19 protein-coding genes are annotated in these 22,323 nt (G+C 62.4%); 3 read left to right on the top strand and 16 right to left on the bottom strand.

The window, feature by feature from the left end; genetic code table 11:
* Positions 1-67: 67 nt before the first annotated feature.
* The 9 genes from aroC to aspS all read right to left on the bottom strand — a co-directional run bounded on the left by aroC (position 68) and on the right by aspS (position 11,579).
* On the bottom strand, positions 68-1,294 hold the full coding sequence (aroC, locus tag KBX18_RS06655; protein ID WP_255995325.1) for a chorismate synthase: 1,227 nt from the start codon (positions 1,292-1,294) through the stop codon (positions 68-70).
* Positions 1,295-1,306: 12 nt separating this feature from the next.
* The gene (locus tag KBX18_RS06650; RefSeq protein ID WP_255995324.1) at positions 1,307-1,741 is read right to left on the bottom strand and encodes a prepilin peptidase; all 435 of its coding nucleotides are present in this window, start codon (positions 1,739-1,741) and stop codon (positions 1,307-1,309) included.
* A 4-nt stretch (positions 1,742-1,745) separates the two neighbouring features.
* Positions 1,746-2,630, bottom strand: a complete 885-nt coding sequence (locus KBX18_RS06645; RefSeq protein WP_255995323.1) for a shikimate dehydrogenase — start codon at positions 2,628-2,630, stop codon at positions 1,746-1,748.
* Between the two features lie 3 nt (positions 2,631-2,633).
* Complete coding sequence (mltG, locus tag KBX18_RS06640) at positions 2,634-3,788, bottom strand: endolytic transglycosylase MltG (protein ID WP_255995322.1); 1,155 nt, start codon at positions 3,786-3,788, stop codon at positions 2,634-2,636.
* Positions 3,785-4,288, bottom strand: a complete 504-nt coding sequence (gene ruvX, locus KBX18_RS06635; protein ID WP_255995321.1) for a Holliday junction resolvase RuvX — start codon at positions 4,286-4,288, stop codon at positions 3,785-3,787. Before ruvX ends, mltG begins: the two co-directional genes overlap by 4 nt.
* Before the next feature lie 99 nt (positions 4,289-4,387).
* The gene (gene alaS / locus KBX18_RS06630) at positions 4,388-7,069 is read right to left on the bottom strand and encodes an alanine--tRNA ligase (RefSeq protein ID WP_255995320.1); all 2,682 of its coding nucleotides are present in this window, start codon (positions 7,067-7,069) and stop codon (positions 4,388-4,390) included.
* Positions 7,070-7,114: 45 nt separating this feature from the next.
* Positions 7,115-8,461 (bottom strand): replication-associated recombination protein A, encoded by a 1,347-nt coding sequence (locus KBX18_RS06625; RefSeq protein WP_005289962.1) that lies wholly within the window; start codon positions 8,459-8,461, stop codon positions 7,115-7,117.
* Positions 8,458-9,702 carry a phosphotransferase gene (locus KBX18_RS06620; RefSeq protein WP_005289961.1) on the bottom strand — a complete coding sequence of 415 codons (1,245 nt, stop codon included), beginning with the start codon at positions 9,700-9,702 and terminating at the stop codon, positions 8,458-8,460. Before KBX18_RS06620 ends, KBX18_RS06625 begins: the two co-directional genes overlap by 4 nt.
* A 14-nt stretch (positions 9,703-9,716) precedes the next feature.
* Positions 9,717-11,579, bottom strand: a complete 1,863-nt coding sequence (aspS, locus tag KBX18_RS06615; protein ID WP_040424421.1) for an aspartate--tRNA ligase — start codon at positions 11,577-11,579, stop codon at positions 9,717-9,719.
* Between the two features lie 178 nt (positions 11,580-11,757).
* On the opposite strand from aspS, the gene KBX18_RS06610 reads away from it, so the two are divergent.
* Both KBX18_RS06610 and KBX18_RS06605 read left to right on the top strand, forming a co-directional pair.
* Entirely contained in the window at positions 11,758-12,666 is a 909-nt protein-coding gene (locus KBX18_RS06610) for a neutral zinc metallopeptidase (RefSeq protein WP_040423675.1), read from the top strand.
* A 20-nt stretch (positions 12,667-12,686) separates the two neighbouring features.
* Entirely contained in the window at positions 12,687-13,406 is a 720-nt protein-coding gene (locus tag KBX18_RS06605; RefSeq protein ID WP_255995319.1) for a CBS domain-containing protein, read from the top strand.
* 217 nt (positions 13,407-13,623) lie between these two features.
* Here the strand turns inward: KBX18_RS06605 and KBX18_RS06600 are convergent, their stop codons facing one another.
* From KBX18_RS06600 to KBX18_RS06575, 6 genes are all read right to left on the bottom strand, one after another.
* A complete protein-coding gene (locus KBX18_RS06600) occupies positions 13,624-14,259 on the bottom strand; it encodes a DUF624 domain-containing protein (RefSeq protein WP_005289951.1) in 636 nt (211 codons plus the stop codon).
* 12 nt (positions 14,260-14,271) lie between these two features.
* Positions 14,272-15,156: a carbohydrate ABC transporter permease gene (locus tag KBX18_RS06595; protein WP_040424420.1), complete on the bottom strand. Its 885-nt coding sequence runs from the start codon at positions 15,154-15,156 to the stop codon at positions 14,272-14,274.
* Between the two features lie 63 nt (positions 15,157-15,219).
* A complete protein-coding gene (locus KBX18_RS06590; RefSeq protein WP_005289948.1) occupies positions 15,220-16,065 on the bottom strand; it encodes a carbohydrate ABC transporter permease in 846 nt (281 codons plus the stop codon).
* 30 nt (positions 16,066-16,095) lie between these two features.
* On the bottom strand, positions 16,096-17,439 hold the full coding sequence (locus tag KBX18_RS06585) for an ABC transporter substrate-binding protein (RefSeq protein WP_040423673.1): 1,344 nt from the start codon (positions 17,437-17,439) through the stop codon (positions 16,096-16,098).
* A gap of 10 nt (positions 17,440-17,449) precedes the next feature.
* Positions 17,450-18,730, bottom strand: a complete 1,281-nt coding sequence (locus tag KBX18_RS06580; RefSeq protein WP_255995318.1) for a DUF4032 domain-containing protein — start codon at positions 18,728-18,730, stop codon at positions 17,450-17,452.
* 35 nt (positions 18,731-18,765) lie between these two features.
* Positions 18,766-19,884, bottom strand: a complete 1,119-nt coding sequence (locus KBX18_RS06575; protein ID WP_255995317.1) for an ABC transporter ATP-binding protein — start codon at positions 19,882-19,884, stop codon at positions 18,766-18,768.
* 367 nt (positions 19,885-20,251) lie between these two features.
* Between KBX18_RS06575 and KBX18_RS06570 the strand changes: the two genes are divergently transcribed.
* Entirely contained in the window at positions 20,252-20,956 is a 705-nt protein-coding gene (locus tag KBX18_RS06570; protein ID WP_255995316.1) for a hypothetical protein, read from the top strand.
* Between the two features lie 39 nt (positions 20,957-20,995).
* Here KBX18_RS06570 and hisS read toward each other — a convergent pair whose 3' ends face one another.
* A complete protein-coding gene (gene hisS / locus KBX18_RS06565) occupies positions 20,996-22,321 on the bottom strand; it encodes a histidine--tRNA ligase (protein ID WP_255995315.1) in 1,326 nt (441 codons plus the stop codon).
* Positions 22,322-22,323: the final 2 nt, after the last annotated feature.

The following is a 22,323-nucleotide window of genomic DNA, read 5'->3' as shown; positions in this document are numbered from 1 at the left end:
GTTTCCGGGCGTGGGTGTGCCAGCGGTGGCGGGGAACTTTGCCGGGCGCTGGGAATCAGCGGTCGGATCAGTCATTGTTGTTCTCACCGTCCCCGAAGGCGAGACGTTCCGAGACGTACTGCTTGTAGGCCTCGACATTGCGCTTGGTTTCTTCGACACTGTCACCGCCGAACTTCTCCAGCGTGGCGCGGGCGAGCACGAGCGCGACCATGGCTTCTGCGACAACGCCCGCAGCGGGCACCGCGCACACATCAGAACGCTGGTGGATCGCAGTGGCTTCATCGCCGGAGACCATGTCGAGCGTCTTCAGTGCGCGCGGCACCGTGGAGATCGGCTTCATTGCGGCGCGCACGCGCAGCGCCTCGCCATTGGTCATGCCGCCTTCCAGGCCGCCGGCACGGTTCGTCGTGCGGTGCACGCCCTGCACGTCGCGCACCATCTCGTCGTGCGCTTCCGAGCCGCGGCGGCGGGCTTCCTCAAAACCGTCTCCGACCTCGACGCCCTTGATCGCCTGAATGCTCATCAGCGCTGCTGCGAGCTGCGCGTCCAGGCGAGTATCGCCTGAGACGTGCGAGCCCAGGCCGATCGGGAGGCCGTCGACGATGACCTCGACGATGCCGCCAAGAGTGTCGCCGTCCTTCTTCGCGGCTTCAATCTGCGCGATCATGGACTCCTCGGCAGCCTCACCCGCGGCGCGGACGGGGGAAGCGTCGATCCGCTCCAGGTCGTCGAAGTTGGGCAGCGGGCCGTCGTACGGCTGCGACTGGCCAATGGAGATGACGTGCGAGAAAACCTCGACGCCAAGCACCTCCCGCAAGAACGAGCGCGCGATCGCGGCAGCTGCCACGCGCGAGGCCGTTTCGCGTGCCGACGAGCGCTCCAACACCGGCCGAACCGCGTCGAAACCGTACTTGACCATGCCGGAGAAGTCCGCGTGGCCCGGGCGTGGGCGGGTCAGCGCCGCGCCCCGGCCGGAGTTCATGGCTTTCTGCATCTCCGGATCTTGCATGTCGAGTGCTTCGGCCGACATGATCGTCGTCCACTTTGGCCACTCGGTGTTACCAATCATGACGGCGATCGGGCTGCCAATCGTCTTGCCGTGAATGATGCCGGTGAGAAGGGTCAGTTCATCCTGCTCGAATTTCATGCGTGCGCCGCGGCCGTATCCGAGCCTGCGGCGGGCTAGCTGGTAACCGATCTCTTCTTTTGAGACGGGCACCCCGGCCGGCATATTCTCGATCATCGCGATCAGAGCCTGACCGTGGGATTCACCTGCAGTAGTCCAACGAAGCATGGAGGCATTGTCTCATAAAGACCAAGTGCTCGTGCATGCAAGCCCCACTATCCACGCGGCCGCCAGCATGGACGGCCCGTGCGCCGTGTCGGGCAGACGCTTGATCAGCAAGAACACGATAGTCAGCGCACTTGCCAGCAGCATGGCGGCGAGCACCGCGAGGGCACCTCCCACCCCGGCGAGGGCGACCCCCAGGGGCACCGCGAGCTTGATGTCTCCGCCGCCGATGCCGGCATCAGTGCTTCGGTCAGAGCTGCCGCGTACGGCAAGGAGAAGGTACAGCGCCGGCCACACAAGCCCCCACAACCCTTGCGGGTAGAACACGCAGAAGATCAAGGCCAGCGCGGCTGCTGGAAGGGTGAGAAAGTCTGGGAGGCGGCGCTGTGAGACGTCGTAAAGCGCGAGCGCAATTGACCAGCCCCCCGCAACAATTCCCCCCGCCACCATGAAACTAACCGCCGAGACGTTTGACCCCGGTTGGTGAGATCCACCCGACGTGGCGCATGAGAGCTTCGTGCATGTCCGCGCGCGGGGCGGGGATGCCGGTGAACTGCTCGAACTGCGAATACGACTGGCAGGCGAGCATCGTCAGTCCACCGACGGTGAGGTGGCCGTTCGACGCCGCCTCCGTGGCCAACGGTGTGGGCCACGGGTCGTAGATGACATCGAGTACCGGTGCGTGGCCGAGCTCTTTGACCCGCGGTTCGATCACGTGAGCCGGAACCGTAGACACACTCAGGTCTGCGCTGAGCGAAATCGGCTCGAGGTCGCGCTCAAAGTCCAGGAACTCCGCCTCCGCGCTGGCACCGGTCTCCCGCAGCAGCGGCAGCAATTCTTCGCTGCGGTTTGTGCGGTTGAGCACGGTGAGCTTATCGACGCCGCGGTGCGCCAACGCCCACAACGCCGGCCGCGCGGTCCCGCCACCCCCGATGACAATGGCGTGTCCGATGCGCGCCTGCCCGATGAGCTGGTCGAGCGCTCCGTCGATGCCCTCACAGTCAGTGTTGTCGGCGCGCCAGCGACCGTCGTCCAGGCGGACGAGCGTGTTCGCGGAACCGATCGCCCGCGCGCGCTCCGTCGCCTCGTCGGCGAACTCGAGTGCGGCGAACTTGCCCGGCATGGTCACGGAGAATCCGCGGTAGGAACTGTCTGCTCCCCCGACGATGCCCGGCAGTTGCTCAGCGGTGCACTCGATGCGTTCGTAAGACCAGCCCGTGAGTTCCGCGGCGTCGTATCCCGCGCCGTGAAGCACCGGCGAGAGCGAATGCTCAATCGGGCTGCCCAAAACGGCGGCCTTGCTCGTGGCCTCGCTACCGCCCGTGATCGCAGTGCTCATGGTCTAGCGCTGGGAGTCGAGGATGCCGGAGTCGTAGGCCTTCTGGACTTCAGCTTGGTGCTCCTCGAAGGTGTTGGTGAAGATCGTGGTGCCGTCGTGGTCGATCGTGACGAAGAACAGCCACTCGCCGTCAGCCGGGTGCTCCATCGCGTGGATTGCTTCATCCGACGGAGAGGCAATCGGTGTCTCCGGCAGACCGTCCTTAGCGTAGGTGTTCCACGGCGTTTGCCTCTGGCGGTCAGAGTCGCCGGTGGCCAGCTCCACGGACTCGAGGTCGTAGTTGACGGTGGAGTCGAACTCGAGGCGCATCGGCTCGTCGAGACGGTTGAGGATGACACGGGCAACCTTGTCGAACTCCCCTGCCGGCGCCTCGCGCTCCACGAGGGAGGCAGCGACGAGCAGGTCGTACGGGCTCAGGCCGATCGCCTGGGCACGGCCGACAATGTCGGTGCTGTTGTACTTGTCGGCCGAGCGGGTGACCAGATCAGTGAGAATCGTTTGGGCGTCAGCGCTCGGGTCGACGATGTACTCGCCCGGAGCGATAAGGCCCTCGAGACGCTTCGGGTCGCCCTTGCGTGCCTCGACTGGCTGGATCGCCCACTCAGGCACGCCGAGGGAGGCAGGGTCGGCGTTTGCAGCGACGTCATGAAGCTGCTCAGCGCTCACGCAGCCCTCGGCATCGCCGTCTGGGCCGCAGGTGACTGTGGAGATGTTGGAGTAAATACCAAAGCGCGTGTCTCCACCGACAACGCGGACATCCATCAGCGTCGAACCACCCGGGATCTTCAGCAAGTCGATCTTGTTGGCGGGGTCGAGCAGTGCTGCGACAGCAGCCTCAGCACTCATCTTCTCCTGCAGACGGTAGAAACCGGGCTGGATGCTGTCGGCGTCCGGGGTCGACATTGCCGCAGCTTGGAAAGACTGGTCAGAGCGGACCACGCCCTCCTCTTGCAGCGCTGGTCCCATTTGGCTTAGCGTCGTGCCCTCGGGGATCTCGACGACCTTCTCCACACCGTTGCCGGCACCTTGGAAGTCGCCGCCGTTAGACATCGAGCGTGCAACGGCGATGTAGACGATCGCTCCGATGATGAGCAGAATCGACGCCACCAGAACCGCGATGCCGCGGGTGCGCCCTTGGGAAGTCCTAGCCGAGCTCACGTTGTCGTCTCCTTGAGGTTGAGCTGATTAGCGCGGCCATCGAGCCACGATTGGAGAATAGCCACAGCGGCTGCTTGATCAATCACAGCACGGCCGTCGCGGGCGTTCACCCCAGACGAGCGCAACGCGTTGGTCGCCTCGACGGTGGTGAGCCGCTCATCTGCGAAGCGGACAGGAACGTCCGGGTTGCGGCGACCAATCCGGAAAGCGATCTCCTTGGCGTGCTTGACGCTTGCGGAACCGTTTCCCTTCAGATCGCGCGGCAATCCGACGACGACCTCTACAGCGTCATATTCGCTAATGATGTCGAGTAAGCGGTCAATGTCCGCACCATCGCGGTCTTTGAAACCGGTCATGCGCTCCACAGTCTCCACCGGGGTGGCCAACAGACCATCCCGGTCAGAAGAAGCCACACCGATCCGAACAGTGCCCACATCAATGCCGATGCGGCGCCCCGGACCGGGATCGTCGACCCCGGGGGTATCCGGCTGGATCTTCATGTCGTGGACCTCAATATTGCTATGGAAACTACGGAGAGCGCAGTGTCTTCCCTATGTTGTCAGTGTCGTGATCGATCTGTGACCTAACAGCACCCTAGCTTATACTTTTCCGATTTCTTCACGCAGGGCCGTGAACCCAGCCTCGATTCCGGAGGCGTCGGAACCTGACCCCTGCGCCAGGTCCGGCTTTCCGCCGCCCTTGCCGCCGACGTAGCCACCGAACATGCCAACATACTGACCAGCCTTGATGCCCTTATCGACGGCACCTTGCGTGGCCGCCACCGCGAACGGCACCTTGCCGTCGGTGCTAGATGCCAGCACGATGACAGCCGGATCGCTGCCCAAGCGGCCGCGCAGGTCGGTGGCCATGGTGCGCATATCGCCGCCAGTGAGACCGTCGGGAAGCTTCACTGTGAGGAACTTGATATCCCCGATTGTCTCTGCCTGCTTGACCAGTTCGCCGGTCTGGTTCGCCAGTTCCTTCTTGCGCAGGTTCTCGATCTCCTTCTCCGCTGCGCGCAGCCGCTCCGTGAGCTGAGCGATGCGCTCTGGAAGCTGGTCGGTCGGGGTCTTCAGCTCCTCTGCCAGGCCGCTAGCGAGCGCTGCTTCCTTGGAGAAGTAGGCGAAAGAGTCCATGCCCGAGTAGGCCTCAATACGGCGCGCACCGGAACCGACGGAAGATTCGCCCAGCACAGCCACCGGGCCGATCTGGGACGAGTGCTCCACGTGGGTGCCGCCGCACAACTCGATGGAGAACGGGCCGCCGATCTCCACGACGCGGACCTCATCACCGTAGTTCTCACCGAACAGCGCCATCGCACCCATCTCTTTCGCACGCTCAAGCGATGTCTCAAACGTGTTGACAGCGAAATCAGCGTCCACCGCCTGGTTGGCAATGACTGCGATCTCGTCGAGCTGCGCCGGAGTGAGTTGATCGGTGTAGTTGAAGTCGAAGCGCAGGTAGCCCGGCTTATTCATCGACCCAGCCTGGACAGCGGTCGGGCCGAGCACCTGGCGCAGCGCGGCGTGGATGAGGTGGGTGGCGGTGTGCGCCTGACGGGCGCCGTGGCGCCACGTCGGGTTCACCTCCGTGCGCACTGTTTGACCCAGGTCGAGCCCGCCGTTTTCCACGGTCGCCTTGTGGACCCAGAGCTTCTTGTTGCCCACCTTCTGCACGTCGTGCACGGACAGGACGGTGTCGCCCACGACAATGCGGCCGCGGTCAGCCAGCTGGCCGCCGCCCTCGGCATACATCGGGGTGATGTCCAGGATGACCTCGACCTCATCACCCTGGCCGACCTCACCGACCTTCTCACCGCCGCGGACCAGCCCGATGACCTTCGAGTCATGGTCAAGAGTGTCGAAGCCAACGAACTCGGTGGGGTGCGCGTCGACCCATTCGCGGTACAGCGACTCGTCGATATTTCCCGTCTTCTTAGCCTTGCTATCAGCCTTGGCGCGGTCGCGCTGCTCCTTCATCGCAGCATCGAACGCAGCCATGTCCACCTCGAGGCCAGCTTCGGCGGCCATCTCAAGGGTGAGGTCAATCGGGAAGCCGTAGGTATCGTGCAGCTCAAACGCTTGCCCACCCGGCAAAACGGTTTGGCCGGAACCCTTGACGGTCGCCGCGGCTTCGTCGAAACGGTGGGTACCGGACTCCAGCGTCTTCAGGAAGGCCTTTTCCTCGTTGACGGCCACGCGCAGGATGCGCTCGCGGTTCTGCTCAATCTCCGGGAAAGACGGGGCCATCGTGTCCATGATCGTGTTCATGAACGTCTCGATGGTGGTGCCCTGCGCACCGAGCAGGCGCGCCGAGCGGACAATGCGGCGCAACAAGCGGCGCAAGATGTAGCCGCGCCCCTCGTTCGACGGCGTGACACCGTCAAGGATGATCATCATTGCGGTGCGGGAATGATCGGCGATGACGCGGAAGCGGACGTCGGAAAGCTCCCCTTCTTTACCCCCCGCACCGTACGTGGTGCCCGTGAGCTTCTCCGTCGCCTCAATGACCGGGTGCAGCAAGTCAGTCTCGTAGACGTTGTCCACACCCTGCAGGATGCAGGCGAGACGCTCAATGCCCAGGCCGGTATCGATGTTCTTGTTCGGCAGCTCACCGAGAATCTCGAAGCCGCCCTTCTTGTCGCCCTCGCCGCGGATGGACTCCATGAAGACCAGGTTCCAGATCTCCATGTAGCGGTTGTCGTCAGCGATCGGACCGCCTTCCTTGCCGTGCTCGGGCCCGCGGTCGTAGTAGATCTCGGAGCTCGGGCCGCACGGGCCAGGCACGCCCATGGACCAGAAGTTGTCCTCCATGCCCATCCGCTGAATGCGCTCTGCCGGCACGCCGATCTTGTTCTCCCAGATCTCAGCAGCCTCATCGTCCTCGGTGTACACCGTCACCCACAGGCGCTCGGGGTCCAGGCCGAAGCCACCGTCGGCCTGGCTATTGGTCAGCAGCGACCACGCCAGCTCAATCGCTCCCTCTTTGAAGTACTGACCGAAGGAGAAGTTGCCCGCCATCTGGAAAAACGTGTTGTGGCGGGTGGTGATGCCCACTTCCTCAATGTCCAGAGTGCGCACGCATTTCTGGATGGACGTGGCCGTGCCGCTGTCGAACGGCGGGGTCTGCTGGCCGAGGAAGTACGGCTTGAACGGCACCATGCCTGCGTTGACGAACAGCAGGGTGGGGTCGTCGAGGATCAGCGAGGCACTGGGCACCGGGATGTGGCCGGCGTCGACGAAGTGCTGGGTGAAGCGGTCCCTGATTTCGTGGGTCTGCACAGACGTGTCCTTTGCGGGTCGTTGGACTTTTCTCGTCCAGCTACTTTACCCGCGGACCATTCCTCGCAGTCGCTCGGCGTAGTCCTGGATGCGCTTTTCGGCGCCGTGCCCGGTGGGCTCGTAGTAGCGCGCTTCATCCAGCCCCTCTGGAATGTAGCGCTGCTTGACCACACCGCGTGGATCGTCGTGCGGATACACATACCCCACCGCGTTCCCGATCTTTTTAGCCCCCTCATAATGGCCGTCGCGCAGGTGGGGTGGGACGGTCCCGGATTTGCCAGCGCGGACGTCAGCAAGCGCGGCGTCAATCGCTTTGATGACCGACGGCGACTTCGGCGCTGTCGCGAGATGAATCGTGGCCTGCGCCAGCGGGAGCCGGCCCTCCGGCATGCCGATGAACTGCACCGCCTCGGCCGCAGCGGTGGCTGCTTGCAGCGCGGACGGGTCGGCCATGCCAATGTCCTCGGAGGCGTGAATGACCAGCCGGCGGGCAATGAACCGCGGGTCCTCCCCTGCCTCAATCATCCGGGCGAGGTAGTGCAAGGCCGCATCGACATCGGAACCACGGATGGACTTGATGAAGGCTGAGATGACGTCGTAATGCTGATCGCCATCACGGTCGTAGCGCACCACAGCGCGGTCGACGCTGCGGGAAACCACATCAGCGGTGATCGTCCCATCGGCCCCTTCTGCGGCCGCCTCAAGGTACGTCAGCGCGCGGCGGGCGTCACCGCCGGCGAGCGTCACCAGCTGCTCCCGCGCCTCCGGTTCTAAGGTCACCGAGCCATTCAGGCCTCGTTCCGAGGACACGGCGCGGTCGACGACGGAGGCAATATCAGCGTCGGAAAGCGACTCAAGCCGCAGCAACAGCGACCGCGATAGCAATGGCGCCACCACACTGAATGAGGGGTTCTCCGTGGTCGCCGCGACAAGCAGCACCGTGCGGTTTTCCACCGCGGCCAACAGCGCGTCCTGCTGTGTTTTGGAGAAACGGTGGACCTCGTCAATGAACAGTACTGTGCGCTGGCCGCGGGCGAGATTGCGCCGAGCGCCGTCCAGCACCTCGCGCACCTGCTTGACACCCGACGACAGCGCCGACAAACCGACAAAGTTCTGCCCCATCGCCGCCGCGATGAGGGAGGCGATCGTAGTCTTGCCCGTGCCGGGCGGTCCGTAGAGAATCACGGACGCTTCACCCGATCCCTCGACGAGACGGCGCAGCGGGCGGCCTTCACCGAGCAAGTGGTCCTGTCCGACGAGCTCATCGAGCGTGCGCGGGCGCATGCGTGCTGCCAGCGGCGCAGACGCCCCAGCCTCGAAGAACGCAGTGCCGCGCTCCCCTGCGGACGCCGCGGCGTCAGAGAGGTCGGAGAACAGCCCTCCCTGCGTCACTTCAACCGCTCCGCGACGTGAGAGGCGAAATCAGCGATGACGGCGTTGCGCGGTGTGTCGCCGGCTGCGGCGTACCACGCCAACGCAGAGAAAGCATCGCCGATGTCGCGGCGGATCGCTTTCTCCACCGCGGTGAAGTCGGTGTGGGCTGGGGAACGCAACACACTCGCGCCACGCTCCACGTCTTCTTCCAGCGCCTCGGGATCCTGGACGAGCTCGTAGTTGCCGTTGTCCGCCATGATCCAGCCGCCGCCGTAACGCGTCGTTCCGCGCGGCTCTTCGCCGTCCAGGTACAGCAGCGAGACACTGAAGAACGCCCAGCCAACCAGCGCAGCTGTAATGCGGGAGTGCAGTGTTTCAGTGTTCTGCAAGGCCGGCCACACGCCGGCGACCTCGGCAATCCACGCCTCCAGGAACACCTTCGTCTCCGCCTCGCTGATCGGGCGGGCGGAAATGTACTGCGGGAAGCCCGCGATGACACCAGCTACGTCGAAGATGACGTCACGGAACCCGGCCCACTCATAGTCGAGGAACTGGGTGCGGTCGGCGAAAATGATGTTGTCCGGCGAGAGATCGAACGGCGTGAACGCGCGCGATTCGCCGTGCAGCATGTGCACCTGCACCGTGCCGGCAATGTCGGCGACGTCCGCGGGCACATCAATCCCAGCGCGGCGGACGATCTCCAAGCCGTCGAGGATGCGGTTTTCCAGCATCGATTCGCGCATCGCCTGAATCTCTCGGGCACCGTCCCTCGCGCGTACCATCCGGGCCAGCAGAGTGTTGAAGCTCAGCTCCGCGCCTGCCGTGCCAGCGTGCATCTTGCCCAGCGACGTGCCAAGGTTGCGCAACAGCCGAATGCGCTGCTCTTCGTCCGAGTTTTCCAGCAAGGTAGCCAGCGTGTCGCCGTCGCCAGAGTCGGTGAGAATGATCGCGTGCTGCTCAAGGTCGTAGCCCAGCATCACGGGCCCCGGACGCGCTTCTTCGCTTAACGACGTTGTGAACTGGTACGCCACCACTTCCCGCAGAAAAGCAGCGTCATCGATCGGATCATCGGTCTGTGGCGAGTACTTGACCACGACGGAGCGGTACGACAGGAAGGGGTTGTTGGCCACACGCAGTCGCAGCACCACCGTGCCACTGGCGCCAGAGAGTTCCTCCGGTTCAGTCAGGTGCTGTTGCCCGCCGTAACGCTGCGTGAGCACCGCTTCGGCGACGGCAATGATCTGCTGCTGGTCCAACATGGCGTGTGCCCTCGCTACTGGCCGGGCGTGCCTGCTTCATTGAGGGACGCTTCGTCGCCGAGTTTCACCTCGTTGTCCGCGCCCGCAGCAGCCTCATTCGGCTTCTTCTCCGGCTTGAAGTCAACTCCGGTCTCCTTGCGCTGTGCAGCCGGAATCGGTCCCGGAGCGTCCGTCAGCGGGTCGACGCCGCCGCCGGACTTCGGGAAAGCGATGACGTCGCGGATGGAGTCGAAGCCGCCCAGCAGGGAGACAATGCGGTCCCAGCCGAAGGCGATGCCGCCGTGGGGCGGGGCTCCGAAGGAGAAAGCGTCGAGCAGGAAGCCGAACTTCTCCTGCGCTTCCTCATCACCAATGCCCATGACGTCGAAGACGCGCTTTTGCACATCCTGGTTGTGGATACGGATCGAGCCGCCGCCGATCTCGTTACCGTTGCAGACAATGTCGTAGGCGTAGGCCAGAGCCTCACCCGGCTCCTTGTCAAAGCTGTCCAGGTACTCCGGCTTCGGCGAGGTGAAGGCGTGGTGCACGGCCGTCCACTGGGAGTTGCCCAATGCGACGTCGCCGGATGCCGTGGCGTCCGCTGCGGGCTCGAACATCGGGGCGTCGACGACCCAGGTGAAGGCCCACGCGTCATCGTCGATAAGCCCGAGCTTGTTGGCGATCTCACCGCGTGCGGCACCGAGAAGCGCACGCGAAGATTTCGTGTCGCCGGCGGCGAAGAAGATGCAGTCGCCCGGCTTCGCGCCCACGTGCGCGGCAATGCCTTCGCGCTCAGCGTCGGTGATGTTCTTTGCCACGGGACCAGACAGCTCGCCGTCCTCCCCGATGAGGATGTACGCCAGGCCCTTGGCGCCGCGTTGCTTTGCCCATTCCTGCCAAGCGTCGAGCTGGCGGCGCGGCTGGGAGGCACCGCCCTCCATGACGACGGCGCCGACGTACTCGTTCTGGAAGACGCGGAAGGTGGTGTCCTTGAAGAAGTCGGTGCACTCCACCAGCTCGATGTCGAAGCGCAGGTCCGGCTTGTCGGAGCCGTACTTCTCCATCGCTTCCTTGTAGGTCATGCGCGGAATCGGTGTGGGGATCTCGTAGCCGATGAGCTTCCACAGCTCCACCACGATTTCCTCGGCGAGCTCAATAATGTCGTCCTGGTCGACAAAGCTGGCCTCAATATCCAGCTGGGTGAATTCCGGCTGGCGGTCGGCGCGGAAGTCCTCGTCGCGGTAGCAGCGCGCGATTTGGAAGTAGCGCTCCATGCCGGCCACCATGAGCAGCTGCTTGAACAGCTGCGGCGACTGCGGCAGCGCGTACCAGGAACCCGGGCGCAGACGGGCCGGGACGAGGAAGTCACGGGCACCTTCCGGGGTGGAACGCGTCAGCGTCGGGGTTTCGATTTCCACGAACTCGTGCTTGCTCAGCACGTCGCGGGCAGCCTTGTTGGCCTTCGAGCGCAAACGCAGGGCTTCGGCCTGGCGCTCACGGCGCAGATCCAGGTAGCGGTAGCGCAGGCGGGTTTCCTCGCCGACCTCGCCGGAAGAGAAGTCTTCGACCTGGAACGGCAAGGCCGCAGACTTGGACAGCACCTCAAGCTCGGTGGCGTTGACCTCGATCTCCCCAGAGGCCAGGTTCGGGTTTGCAGAGCCCTCCGGACGCGGTTCCACCACACCGGTGACCTTGACACAGAACTCGCTGCGCAGGTCGTGAGCGGCCTCAGCGACATCAGACTCACGGAAGACCACCTGCGCGTAACCGGAACGGTCACGCAAATCAATGAAGATCACGCCGCCGTGGTCACGGCGACGACCAACCCAGCCGGTGAGGGTGACGGTCTGGCCGTCCATGTCTTTACGGAGATCTCCCGCAAGGTGAGTGCGCAGCACGGTGTACTCCACGTCCTTCCACGTTTCGAGCTTGAACGATTGCGTTTAACTCCCGCGAGTCTACCCAATGGCCCGACCACTCCCACGAACGGCTGTTCTCCACGGTTCGCGTCGACTATGACCCGGTGCTGTGGCAGTTCACGGCAGCAGTGGCGCGATGCTGTGGCACAATTCACGTATGACGTTCAAGAGCGGTGTGACCCCGACGGGTCAAGGTGTAAGCACCTCCGGCGGCAGCGGCCGCCGCGGCGGTGGCGGTATGCCCATCATGGTTGGCGGCGGAGGTCTGGGCACCCTGGTCCTCGTCGCTTTGTTCCTCTTGCTGGGCGGCGGGGGCGGTGGCGGCGGTACATCGCCCGCCCCGCAAGGCCAGGGCCAGCACAGCGAGCAGGGTGGCGACGGCTTCGATCTGGCCCAGTGCCAGCGCGAAGGTGCCGTCAACGAGATTCCGGAGTGCCGCGCTGCTGCCACCGCAGATTCTTTGAACAACATTTGGGGCGGGGTCCTGCCGGAGCAGGCGGGCATCGACTACTCGATGCCGAACATGCGCATGTTTGAAGGCGACGTACAGACCGGCTGCGGTTTCGCCAGCGCTGACACCGGCCCGTTCTACTGCCCGCGGGACAAGACGATCTATATTGACGTGAGCTTTTACAACCAGCTCGAGCGCATGGGCGGTTCTGACGGCTCTCTGTCACAGATGTACGTCGTCGCCCACGAGTGGGGCCACCACCTTCAGAACCTCGAAGGCACCCTGGGCCTGAGTGACTACAACAACCCAGGCGAAGACTCTGCTGCGGTCGCCATTGAGCTGCAAGCCGACTGCTACGCCGGTGTGTGGGCATCCCGCGCCGACAAGGGCGAGGACGCCATGCTGGAACCGATCACTGAAGAGCAGGTCAAGCAAGCAGTCCAGACCGCCCGCGCGATCGGCGACGACCACATCCAGGAGCAGTCGGGCCGCGAGGTCAACCCTGACGCGTGGACCCACGGTTCATCCGAGCAGCGCCAGCAGCTCTTCCTCGCCGGCTACAACTCCGGCTCCATGTCCCAGTGCGACACCCTAAACCGCGGCGCCTACAAGTAGACCCCTTTCACTGAGTAGTTATGAGCGAACCCACCAACCGTGCCGTCCCCTTCATGGCCGCCTTCAACGACATTGAGAGCTTTCTCCGCACCGCTTTGGACGCGAAGAAGTCGGACAGCTTCAACTGGATGGTCTCCAAGGCGGAGAAGAAGAACATTGTCACCCCCGCCCAGGCCAACGACCTGAAAGAGTTCGCCAGCCTCCGCAACGCCATTAGCCATGGTGAGTGGCAGGACTTCCGCCCCATCGCCGAGCCGCTGGCGGAGACGGTCGCGGAGATCGAGCGGATCCGCGACCAGCTTCTCGATCCCCCGCTGGCCATCGACGTCCTCGGCCACCAGGACGTGATCACGTTCTCACCCGATGACGACATTCACGAGCCCCTGCGCGTCATCCGTGACACCGGTATCTCCCAGTTCCCCGTTTACGACGACCGCCAGTGCATTGGTGTCCTCACCACAAACACCATCGCTCGCTGGCTCGCTGAGGACCTGGCTGAAGACGACACCATTAGCGCCAAGCCCGTCGGAGAGATCCTCTCCCACAATGAGCCCAAAGACCACGCGATCTTCATGCCGCGCACTGCCACTGCAGTCGAGGTCATTCACGCGCTCACCTCGCCCGGCAACGAGCGCACACTCCCCCGCTTGGTCATCATCACCGAGCACGGGAACCCGAACCAGCAGCCGCTGTGCGTGGTTACTGCCTCCAATTTGCCCGCGCTTTTCGACGCCGCTTAGCCCCCGGCCCCTCACCGCAGCCCCCGGAACGAACGCTCTCGGTTCATCCCGCCCCGCCGTGAACATATAAAGGTTTTGTGAGTTTCGTGCCGTTGAAATTGGCTCCGTAAACGCCCAGTTCAGTCGTTACTTGTGGGACAGGAGTTACTTGACGCGTGGACGGCACGAAAATGCGGCTCCCCGAACGCGCTCGCGCCCGCCACCCCGGCCCCCGGGTTTAATCAGCGAGCTCCTGCCCGAGCGGGCGCGCCAGCACGAGTCGCACGAGGTACAGCGCAACGGCGGGAATGAAGAAGAACGCCAGTGGCACTGATAGGGCAACCGGCAGTTTGATCGCGACAAGCGCTGCTCCTGCCACGACAAGGACAGCGATGACTGTGCGGCCGAGGAACCGGAACGTGTTCTGAATCGCAGCTGTAGCCAGTTCCACGAAACCATCCCGGTCCTCCTCCGCAGGCAATGAGGCGAGGGCAAAGAACCACACCGTGATGCCGGCGATCATGATCGCCCCGGAGAGAGCAAGCCCTTGAATGACGGTGAGTGCAGCACCGTCGATACCAGCTTGGAACACCACGAATTGCTGGTAAACCAGCAGCGCACCCGCCAGAAGCAGCAGGATCCAGTAGAGGGATACGCTCTTCCACCGCACGGTGAGGTGCCGGATGAACATGAGCCCATAACGGGATCCCCGCCCCTGCACCATGTCCCCGACCACGGCGTTCGCGGCGCGCCACGCGGCACCCCCGGTCACCACCGGTAAGGATGTGACCACCAACAGCATGTTGAGGATCACGATGTCCGCGAGCAGCGTGAACGCCGCCATGAACTTCGAGTCGGGGTGGAAGATCTGCATGTGCTCTCGCAGCTAGCCCTTCACAGCACCTGCGGCGACGCCTTCGATGATGTGCTTCTGTGCGGCGACGTAGAAGATGATGATCGGGGTGATGGCCAGCACCAGCATGGCCATCATCGCACCGAGGTCGCGGTCGCCCTGGGATCCGATGAACTGCTGGATGACAACCGGGATGGTGCGGTACGGGGTGGACAGGCCGATGACCAGGTACGGCAGGAGGTAGTCGTTCCAGATCCACATGGCGTTGAGGATGGCCACGGTGATGGCCGTGGGCTTGAGCATCGGAAGGACAACGCGGAAGAACGTCGCCAGCGGCGAGCACCCATCGATGTAGGCGGCCTCCTCAATCTCGAGCGGAATGGACTTCACGAATCCGGAGAACATGAACACGGACAATCCGGCACCGAAGCCGAGGTAGAGCACGACCATGCCCAGCGGGTTGGCCAAGCCGAGCCGGTCGGCGATGACGACAGTCGGGAACATGACCATCTGGAACGGGATGACCATCGAGAACACGAAGGCGTAGTACAGGCCGTTGGTCCACCACGTCTTCACACGGGTGATGTAGTAGGCGGTCATCGCGGAGAAGAACACGATCACCACGACAGAGCTAATCGTGATCACGAACGACCACACGATCGCCCATCCAAACCCTTCGCCCTGCACACCAGTGACGTAGTTGGTCAGCCCAGCCCACAGCTCACCCACCGGCAGCGCGAACGGGTTGGTGGAAATGGCGAAACGGTCTTTGAACGAGTTCAACAGGATGAAGAAGATCGGCCCGAGGAACACAACGGTCAGGAAGATCAGCACTGCATAAATGAGGACCTTCGCACCGCCGGACACTGTGGATTCGTCGGCAGCGGCGCGTTTGTTGCTTTTCGACGGCGTCTTCATCCCGGCTGCTTCAGTCTCTCCTTCGACAGCTTTATCGGTTGCGTTGATGCTGGTAGTCATGATTTAAGCCTCCACTTCCCGGCTGCGGGTGGCGCGCAGCTGGAACATTGCGATGGCGACGACTACGACGACGAAGATGACTGCCTTCGCCTGCCCCACGCCTTCGGCGCCCACGCGGTTGAACATGGTCTTGACAATGTTGAGGGCGACCATTTCGGTCTCGCCTCCGGGTGCGCCGTCGGTAAGCGCCAAGTTCTGGTCGTAGACCTTGAACGTGTTCGACAGCGTCAGGAACAAGCAGATGGTGATTGACGGCATCATCAGCGGAATGGTCACGTGACGCAGCTCTTCCCATTTGGACACACCGTCGATCTCAGCGGCCTCGATGAGTTCCGGCGGGACGTTCTGGAGCCCGGCGATGTAGATGATCATCATGTACCCGATGAGCTGCCAGTTCATCAGCATGATCAGGCCGGCGTATCCGAAGCGCCAGTCTGCGGCGATCGTGGTCTCGTAGTTCGCCAGCACAGCGTTGATCATCGACTGCCAGGTGTAACCGAGCACGATGCCGCCGATCAGGTTCGGCATGAAGAACACCGTGCGGAAGAAGTTGGTGCCGCGCAGTTTCCGCGTCAGCGTCCACGCGATTGCGAAGGCGATGACGTTGACGGTGATGATGGACACCACCGCCACCAGGATGGTGAAGAGCAGCGCTGAAACGAACCCTTCACGCTCGGAGAAAACGCGCGCATAGTTGTCCAGGCCGACCCAGGTGGCATCGGTAATAGTGGTGAAGTCAGTGAATGATAGCGCCGTACCGACGAGGAACGGCACGAAGAACGCGATGCCGAATGCGATCAGTGTCGGCAGCACGAAGATGGGGAAATATTTCTTCAGTGTCTCTTGCATGGTGTGGTCCCTTGGTTGCTCCCGGTCCGCCTAATCCATCAAGGCGATCTGGTTGTCCATCTCGTACGTCCAGTCCTCTTTGAGCTTGCGCACGAGGTCCTCCCACGACATGTTTCCGTTGGCGTACTGCGCAAGGTTCTGGCCGTACAGGTCGCGGAACTGCTGGTTCGGTGAGTACTGGAAGTCCCACGGGAGGGCCTCGACGGAGTCGTCGTTAAGCGCTTCCTGCACTTGGCGTGCAAGCGGATCTTCTGGAACGTCGTCGATGCCGTAGTTCTCAAACGGGGCGATGAAGCCCAACTCGTTGATGACGAGCTCCTTGCCGCGTTCGGACAGGAAGAGCCAGTCAAGGAAGTCTTGCGTGGCCTGCTGGTCTTCTTCGCTGGCCTTGTTGTTGACTGACAGGAAGTTCTCAGTGCCCACGTTGAGTCCGACTTCTTCCTCGTTCGGCAGCCCCATGTACATGGGCATGAACTTGATCTTGTCCTCTTTGACGGTGTTGCCGCCCTCCCCGGAAATCTGGCCCCAGGCCCAGTTGCCGTTCTGGACCATCGCGGCCTTGCCAGTGGCGAATTCCGCCATCGCATCGGACACCGCGCGGGCAGGCGCCAAGCTGGGGTTGACGGTGGAGTTTTCCAAGTACAAGTCGAGCAGGTTGTGGTAATTCTCGCCGTAGGTGAACTCAAGCTCCCGCAGATCAGAGAAGTCTTGGACACCGCGGTCTTCAATCTCGTAGTGCAGCGGGCCGTTCATGAGGTGGTTCGTCCACCGCCACTCTTCGCCGGCTCCGAGCGAGGTCGCCGCGAACACGCCCTCGATGCCCAGCTCGTCTTTGCGCGCCTGCATGTCTTCCGCCACGACCTTCAAGTCGTCGAAGGAATTGAGCTCCTCCATCGAGGTGACCTTCGCATCAGGAAGCGCGAAGTAGGCTTCCATGATCTCTTCGTTGTAGAGAATGCCGAAGCCCTCCATCGCGAAGGGAACGCCCACGATCTTGCCGTCCGGATCAGTGATGGGCTGCGCGTCATCCTGCAGCGACGTGGCAATCTCGAAGTCGGACATGTCAGCCAGATAATCCTTCCAGATGCCGTAGCCTTCTTGGCCGTTGATCTGGAACAGCGTCGGCGCGTTGGACTTGGCCATCTCGGCCTTGAGCGTCTGCATGTAGGAACCGGAGGCAGCGGTGACTACTTTGACCGGCACTCCGGTCTCTGCGGTGTATTCCTCGGCGATCTTCTCGAATGCCTCGGCCTGCTCCGGTTTGAAGTTCAGGTAATACACGTTCGGGCCGTTGTTTTGCCCGCAGGCAGTGAGCAGCGACGCGCTCAACCCGACGGCAGCAACAGCCGCCAGTACGCGGGTGGTCGATTGCATGGAATGTACCTCACTCATCATCGATCGTCGTTTCAAGATCTTGGGTTTCAGCAGTGTAAATGCGCGCCTCATCGGGCCGGGCGGGCAGGATGGTGCGGAAGTAGGATTGGGCTGCTTCGTCGAGGGGAACGTAGCGCGACTCGTTTTCGGAGACGAACCAGCGGTGGTCCAGAATTTCGTGGAAGACTTGGACGGGCTCAAGCTTCGCGCGCAATGCGGGCGGCGTGAGCGCGACGATCGGATCGTACCGGTTCACCAACCAGTCGAGCGCGACTTCCTCTTGGGACAGTGCACCGTCGTGGTGGAGCGCCCGGTAGACCTCCATCTCACCCAGCAACCGCTGCGCTTGCCTGTCCTGGACGTCCAACCCAGTGAGTTGTTTGAGCTTGCGGCGATGGAAACCAGTGGAGAACACTGCCGGCTCGATGCTCACACGGTAGACATCGACGGTCTCGTTGTCAGCACCGGTCCTACTCTCATGGCTGATCTCGGTCTCACCGATGTCGAAGCCGAGGGCGTGAATCTTCTCCACGTGCTCAGCAATCTGAGCGAACGCGTCACCTTCGACAACCAGCTCCTCCGTCATGAGGCCCCACAGTTCGTGGTAGATCGCGTCGACGGCATTGCCGAGGGCGATGACATCCACAGCGGCGTCGATGTATCCACCTGCTTGAAGGTCCATGAGTTCGCCGATGATGTTGACCCGGGCGAGCTCGACGTCGTAAAGCCTGCGGCCGCGCGAGAGCGGCTCGTGAAACTCACCAGTCTCAGCGTCAACCAGGTACGCGGAGAACTCGTCTGCGTCGCGGCGGAACAAGGTGTTCGACAACGACACGTCGCCCCAATAGAAGTTCAGCAGGTGAAGGCGAACGAGCAGCACCGCGAGTGCGCGAATCAGCTTGCTCACCGTCTCTGGGCCTAGTGCCCGGCTGAACACGTCGCGGTACGGCAACGAGAATTCCAGGTGCTCTGTGACCAGGCACGGTGTGAGTTGCTCTTCCCCTGACGCGCTGGTGCGGTTAGCCACGACAGCGACCGGGGTCACACACGGAATGTCGAGGGTACGGAGCTTTTTGAGCGTGCGGTACTCGTGGTACGCCACCGACTCGCCGATCTCTTTGATGGCCAGAGCCGCTCCCCCGGCAGAAATCAGTCGAACCGTATGCCGCGAGATGCCCCGCGGGTGCGCAGCGAGCAGCTCAGAAGGCCAGTTCTCCAGCGGGGTGGACCATGGCAGACGAAGCAGCACCTTAGCATAGGCCGGCGACTGAATGCTCATTTTCTCTGACATGGTCACTTCACCCCGCGCGGAAAGCGCGGCTTGTTCTAGATCCTTTTCCCGGTGGCCTTGGAGAACACGTGCAAGCCGCCCTCATTGACGGTGACGTGGATGATGTCACCGTCTTTGATCCCGGACATCGGTGCCACGCGCACCACAATCTGGCCTGCCGCGGAATCGTCCACGCCCTCTTCGCGCCACTCGCCGCCGACCAGGTGACCGTAGATGAAGGAATCGGAGCCGAGTTCCTCGATGAAATCGACCTCAACGGGCACAGTGTGCTCAGTGGTCTCCGAAACAACGGTCAGAGCCTCCGGGCGGAACCCGATGATGATCTGGTTGTTGTCCTCCGGCGTGAGAGCCTGAACGTGCTCAGATGCGAGCGGGATGGATGCATCGCCGAGTCGCGCCACATTGCCTTCAACATTGAACGTGGACAGGTTCATCGCCGGGGAACCGATGAAGCCGGCGACGAAGACGTTGACGGGCTCCTCGTACAGCTCGCGCGGGGTGCCCACCTGCTGCAGCACACCGAAGTTGAGCACAGCGATCCGGTCGCCCATGGTCAAGGCCTCGGTCTGGTCGTGAGTGACGTAAATGGTGGTCACACCCATGCGGCGCTGGAGGCTGGCAATCTGGGTACGGGTCTGCACACGCAGCTTCGCATCCAAGTTGGACAGTGGCTCATCCATGAGGAAGACCTGCGGCTCGCGTACGATGGCGCGCCCCATGGCCACACGCTGACGCTGACCACCGGACAGCGCCTTCGGTTTGCGGTCGAGGTACTCAGTCAGGTCGAGCGTTTTCGCGGCTTCCTCGACGCGTCGATCGATATCGCCCTTATCCATGCCCGCGATCTTCAGGGCAAAACCCATGTTCTCGCGCACGGTCATGTGCGGGTACAGGGCGTAGTTCTGGAAGACCATGGCGATGTCGCGGTCTTTTGGCGACTCGTTCGTGACATCGCGGTCGCCGATCAGAATGCGCCCCTCGTTCGTCTCCTCCAAGCCCGCTAGCATGCGCAGCGCGGTGGATTTTCCGGAGCCAGACGGCCCAACGAGAACAAGAAACTCACCGTCCGCAATTTCAAGATCGAGCTTATCGACGCTTGGTTTGACCGCCTTCGGATAAATCCTCGTGGCCTTGTCGTAGATCACCGTTGCCATATGCTTCTCCTCTGTTAGCCGGCGAACCCATCGGTTTAGTTTTCATCAAACCTTAGGTTGACCTTAACATCGGCGATTCACTTCCAAGGCATTCTGCAGCTATGGGCTTACTCACCCCCACTACCCCCGCATTCACGCACGCGATCATCCATCTGCTGTCCTGGACACCCCAACGCCATATGCGAAGTCGCCGGGTCCGTGGATGCTTGCTGAACTACTCCACTGACTCTTGGTTCAAATGGGCGGAATCCACGTTGTCATTAATTTTGCGTCGACGGTTCGAAATCTACGGTTAAGCTTTACAGCGAAAGTAGTCAGGTCTGGCCCCTGCCAACCGACAAGCATATGACACCAATGGAGGCTGGCAATGGGCTTACAAGACGCTACCGGATTCGATCCGCAGAAAGATGATCATGACAAATCGTCGAAAGAGGTTGAACACGCCCGGACTCACCCCCTAATGAAAGCTCTGGACGAGGCTCTCGTTAAGGGAGCCAGCCTGAGCGCGCGGCGCGTCGAAGCTTTGCGAACGAAGCGTCCAACAGCGAGTACAAAAGAACTTGCAAACCAGCTGGAACGCGATTTTCGGCAAAGTGTGACTGTCACTGGTGTCGCCACCGGAGCTAGTAGCGCAGCACCTGGAGTAGGCACGTTCGTAGGGTTAGCGGCCGCAACTGGGGATATGGCATGGTTCATCACGAGTGCAGCGAGGTACATTCTTGCTCTCGCGAGGCTTTATGACCTCGATCTAGAAGACATAGAGCGTCAGAGGGTTCTAGTCATGACCGTTTTGTTAGGGGGCAGCGCTACAGGAGTGGCTACCCGCGCAGCAGAAACCACTGGGCAGCATTTGGGCAAGAAGGCGGTTCAGCAGATTCCCATGCAGACGGTGCGAAGCATCAATAAGAAACTGGGTCCCTATTTTGTCACCAAGTTCAGCCAGCGCGGAGTCATTCAACTGGGCAAAGTACTTCCTTTTGGATTCGGTGCCGTGATCGGCGGAGCTGGCAACTACGCTGTTGCCCACAGCACGATTCTCAGTGCGCGTAAGGCATTCGAAGAGTTCGAATGATACCGAACAGACGCCAAGGTGAACGCAGTTGATGAAAGGCTAAACCTCACCAGGTTCATTGGCATCGTCGGGGATGAAGATCGCGTCGATGATCTCGTGAACGTCGAGGGCAACGGTCTTCTGAGTTTGGTCCTCGAGGTTCTTGACAGTGATCTCACCGGCTTCGAGTTCGCGCTCGCCCAGGACCAGGGCAGCTCCTGCTCCGGAACGGTCTGCACCCTTCATGGCTCCCTTGAGACCGCGTCCACCGTAGGACATGTCGGCGGAGATGCCGTTGTGGCGGAGTTCGTCGATAAGCAATGCCATGCGTTTTTGAGCCTGCTCGCCAATGCCCACGCCGTATGCGACGACGCGCTGGTCAACGCCCTCGATCTGCACGCCTTCAGCTTCAAGGGCGAGCACAGTGCGATCGACGCCGAGGCCGAAGCCAATGCCAGAAAGGTCTTGGCCGCCGATTTGGGCCATCAGGCCGTCGTAACGCCCGCCGCCGCCGATGCCGGACTGTGCGCCCAGGCCGTCGTGAACGAACTCGAAGCACGTCTTGGTGTAGTAGTCCAGGCCGCGGACCATGCGCGGGTTGATCGTGTAAGCAATGCCGAGGTCGTCGAGCGAGCCGGTGACCGTCTCGAAGTGCGCGCGACACTCGTCGCTCAAGTGGTCGAGCATGAGCGGCGCGTCCGCGGTCATCTCCTGGACCTCGGGGCGCTTGTCGTCCAGGACACGCAAGGGGTTGATCTGGGCGCGGTGACGGGTTTCCTCATCCAGCGGCAGATCCAAGAGGAAGTCCTGCAGCTTCTGGCGGTAAGCCGGGCGGCAGGTGCTATCCCCCAGGCTGGTCAGCTCGAGGCGGTAACCGGTCAGGCCCACGGCACGGTAGCAACGGTCTGCCAGGGCGATCACTTCGACGTCGAGAAGCGGATCGTCAACACCGATCGCTTCCACACCGACCTGCTGGAGCTGGCGGTAGCGGCCGGCCTGCGGGCGCTCGTAGCGGAAGAACGGGCCGTAGTAGTTGAGCTTGACCGGCAGCTGGCCGCGGTCGAGATTGTGCTCGATGACAGCGCGCATGACGCCAGCTGTGCCCTCCGGGCGCAGTGTGACAGAGCGGTCACCGCGGTCGGCGAAGGTGTACATCTCCTTCGAGACCACATCGGTGGACTCGCCGACGCCGCGCGCGAAGAGCGTGGTGTCCTCGAAAATCGGCAACTCGATGTGCTGGTAACCAGCCAGCTGCGCCTGGCGGACGAACTCGGAGCGGACCGCATGGAACGTGGCGGACGTCGGCGGGACGTAATCCGGCACGCCCTTCGGGGCGCTCAGCGGCTGAAACTTCTCGGTCTTTTCGGGCTGGCCAGTGTTGCTCACGT

The sequence above is a fragment of the Corynebacterium sp. CCUG 69979 genome (genome assembly GCF_024454095.1).
Taxonomy (GTDB): domain Bacteria; phylum Actinomycetota; class Actinomycetes; order Mycobacteriales; family Mycobacteriaceae; genus Corynebacterium; species Corynebacterium genitalium.
The sequence above is the reverse complement of the archived record's forward strand: the minus strand, read 5'-3'. Positions and strand labels throughout refer to the sequence as shown.